Origin of the sequence: Kitasatospora sp. NPDC059747 (assembly GCF_042732955.1) — a bacterium.
Taxonomy (GTDB): domain Bacteria; phylum Actinomycetota; class Actinomycetes; order Streptomycetales; family Streptomycetaceae; genus Kitasatospora.
Map to the genome: position 1 here is coordinate 56,129 of NZ_JBHWGV010000056.1, position 2,136 is coordinate 58,264.

The 2,136-nt window shown below is 73.1% G+C and carries 4 protein-coding genes; 2 read left to right on the plus strand and 2 right to left on the minus strand.

What is annotated here, in order from left to right; genetic code table 11:
• On the plus strand, window positions 1-229 hold a 229-nt coding region (locus ACFV4G_RS24060; protein WP_380443639.1), incomplete at its 5' end, for a GNAT family N-acetyltransferase.
• Between the two features lie 12 nt (window positions 230-241).
• Here ACFV4G_RS24060 and ACFV4G_RS24065 read toward each other — a convergent pair.
• Complete coding sequence (locus ACFV4G_RS24065; RefSeq protein ID WP_380443641.1) at window positions 242-742, minus strand: DsbA family protein; 501 nt, start codon at window positions 740-742, stop codon at window positions 242-244.
• 109 nt (window positions 743-851) lie between these two features.
• Between ACFV4G_RS24065 and ACFV4G_RS24070 the strand changes: the two genes are divergently transcribed.
• Window positions 852-1,310 (plus strand): hypothetical protein, encoded by a 459-nt coding sequence (locus tag ACFV4G_RS24070; RefSeq protein ID WP_380443643.1) that lies wholly within the window; start codon window positions 852-854, stop codon window positions 1,308-1,310.
• A 34-nt stretch (window positions 1,311-1,344) separates the two neighbouring features.
• On the opposite strand, the gene ACFV4G_RS24075 is transcribed toward ACFV4G_RS24070, so the two are convergent.
• On the minus strand, window positions 1,345-1,914 hold the full coding sequence (locus ACFV4G_RS24075; RefSeq protein WP_380443645.1) for a CGNR zinc finger domain-containing protein: 570 nt from the start codon (window positions 1,912-1,914) through the stop codon (window positions 1,345-1,347).
• Window positions 1,915-2,136 lie beyond the last annotated feature (222 nt).

A 2,136-nucleotide genomic window follows, 5' to 3' on the forward strand; every position in this document is an offset into this window, starting at 1 on the left:
CCGCCCCCCCGGCGCGCGGGGGGGGGCGGGGGGGGCGGGGGCGCCCCCCCCCCCCCCGGGCCCCCCCCCCCACGGCCGGACGCTGATGCTGCTCGCCGAACGCGAGTGCCTGGCCGCCGGTGTCCGCACCCTCGGCCTGAACGTCTTCACCGTCAACGAGGTCGCCATCCGGCTCTACGCCTCGCTCGGCTACCGGGTCACCAACCGCCTCTACGGCAAGCCTCTGTAACCCGACGATGCGTCAGGAGGCCTTCTTCTCCTCGATGATGGCGACGATCCGCTCGCGCAGGCCGTCCTGGCTCTGCCCGCCGTCCAGCCGCTTCCCCGCGATCACGTACGTCGGCGTGCCCTCCACCCCGATCGCCTTGCCCTCGGCCTGGTCGGCGTCCACGGTCAGCATGTGCCGCCCGTCGATCAGCGCCGTGTCGACCTCGTCGGCGTCCACCCCGACCTCGCGCGCGACGTCCAGCAGCACCTGCTGCCCCTTCGCGTCCAGCTCCTCGACGCGGGCCAGCAGCGCCTCCACGAACGGCCACCCCAACCCCTGCGCGAAGGCCTCCTCGGCCGCCTCGGCGGCCGCGTAGGCGTACTTGTGCTTCTCCAGCGGGAAGTGCCTCACCTCCACCGTCAGCGCGTCACCGTACTGGGCACGAAGCGCCCGTACGTCGTCCAGGGCGGTACGGCAATCCGGGCACTGGAGGTCGCACCAGAACTCGAGACGGGGAAGGGAACCATCGATCATCCCCCCAGTGTTCCACTAGTGGGCCCCCGCGCCGCCCGGCGGTGCGCCCGAGGGCCCGGCGACAGGAGGCACCCATGACCAGGACGACCCGATCCGACCGGACGCCACCGTGCTGAGCGCGGCCGTCAGCTTCGCACTCACGGCGGCCGGCGTCGCCGTCGCGGGCCTGCGCGCCTACCGGCGCCGCTTCCTCTCCGCGACCCGCTGGTTCGCCGTCGCCCTGCTGCCCGCGGGCCTCTACCTGACCGGCCTGTTCCCGGTCGCCCGCACGATCGCCGACGAGGTCGGCACGTGGGCCACCAAACTGGTCTTCGACCCCCGCGTCTGGACCGGCATCCTGCTGCTCGGCATCTCCGTCGCCCTGCTGCTCACCACGCGGTTCGTGAGCCGCCGCGGCGCGGTCGAGGCGCCGGAGGCCCGCCCGGCGGCGGCCCGGACGCCGGAGCGGTCCGCGGTCGAGGCGGCACAGCCCAAAGCCGCGCCGAAGAAGGCCGCGGCGAAGAAGCAGGACGACGGCCTCGGCGACTTCTCGGACATCGAGGAGATCCTCCGCAAGCGCGGCATCTGACCGACCGCGGGGGCGTGCGGCCGCGGCCGCGGCCTCAGGCGGAGGGCACGGCCTCGGCCGAGCGCTGCCGCGCCCGGTAGGCGGCGACGTGCAGCCGGTTCCCGCAGGTGCGGCTGTCGCAGTAGCGGCGGGAGCGGTTGCGCGAGAGGTCCACGAAGACGCGCGCGCAGTCCGGCGCCTCGCAGCGGCGCAGCCGCTCGCTCTCGCCCGCCATGAAGATGAACGCCAGCGCCATGCCCAGCTCGGCGGCCAAGAGGTCGCCGAGCGCGGCGTGCGGGGCGAAGTAGTGGATGTGCCACCCGTGGTGGTCGTGATTGGTCAGCCGGGGCGTCGTGCCGGCGGCCGCGACGATCGAGTTGACCAGCTCGGACGCCGCCGCGGTGGACTCCGTCCCGAACACCTCGCGCAGCCGCGACCGCAGGTCCTGCACACTGCGCAGGTCGCCCTCGGTGAGGGAGTCGATCTCGCTGATCCCCTGGTGGACCACGAAGGCGTCGAGCGCGGCCACGTCCGGCAGCAGCTCGGTGCCGCAGACCTCGGGCGCGGTGTTGAGCAGCTCGACGAGCGTGTTCAGCGCGCACTCGGTGTCGTGGGTGATCAGCACGTGGGGACTCCTCGCGGAGGGGGGACGTCGTTACCCCGCGTCGGCGGTTACCCCAGACCATACCGGGCCGTGCGGCGGAAGGCCGCTGCCTTCTTTCGAAGGTATGTACGGATTGCGTCACTGTGACGGAAAGCAGCCGGCGGTCAATCGAATAACCCCTCCGAAGACCGGTCCGCCACCCCGAAAACGGCGGCGCCCGGCATCGAGGCCGGCCACCCGAAC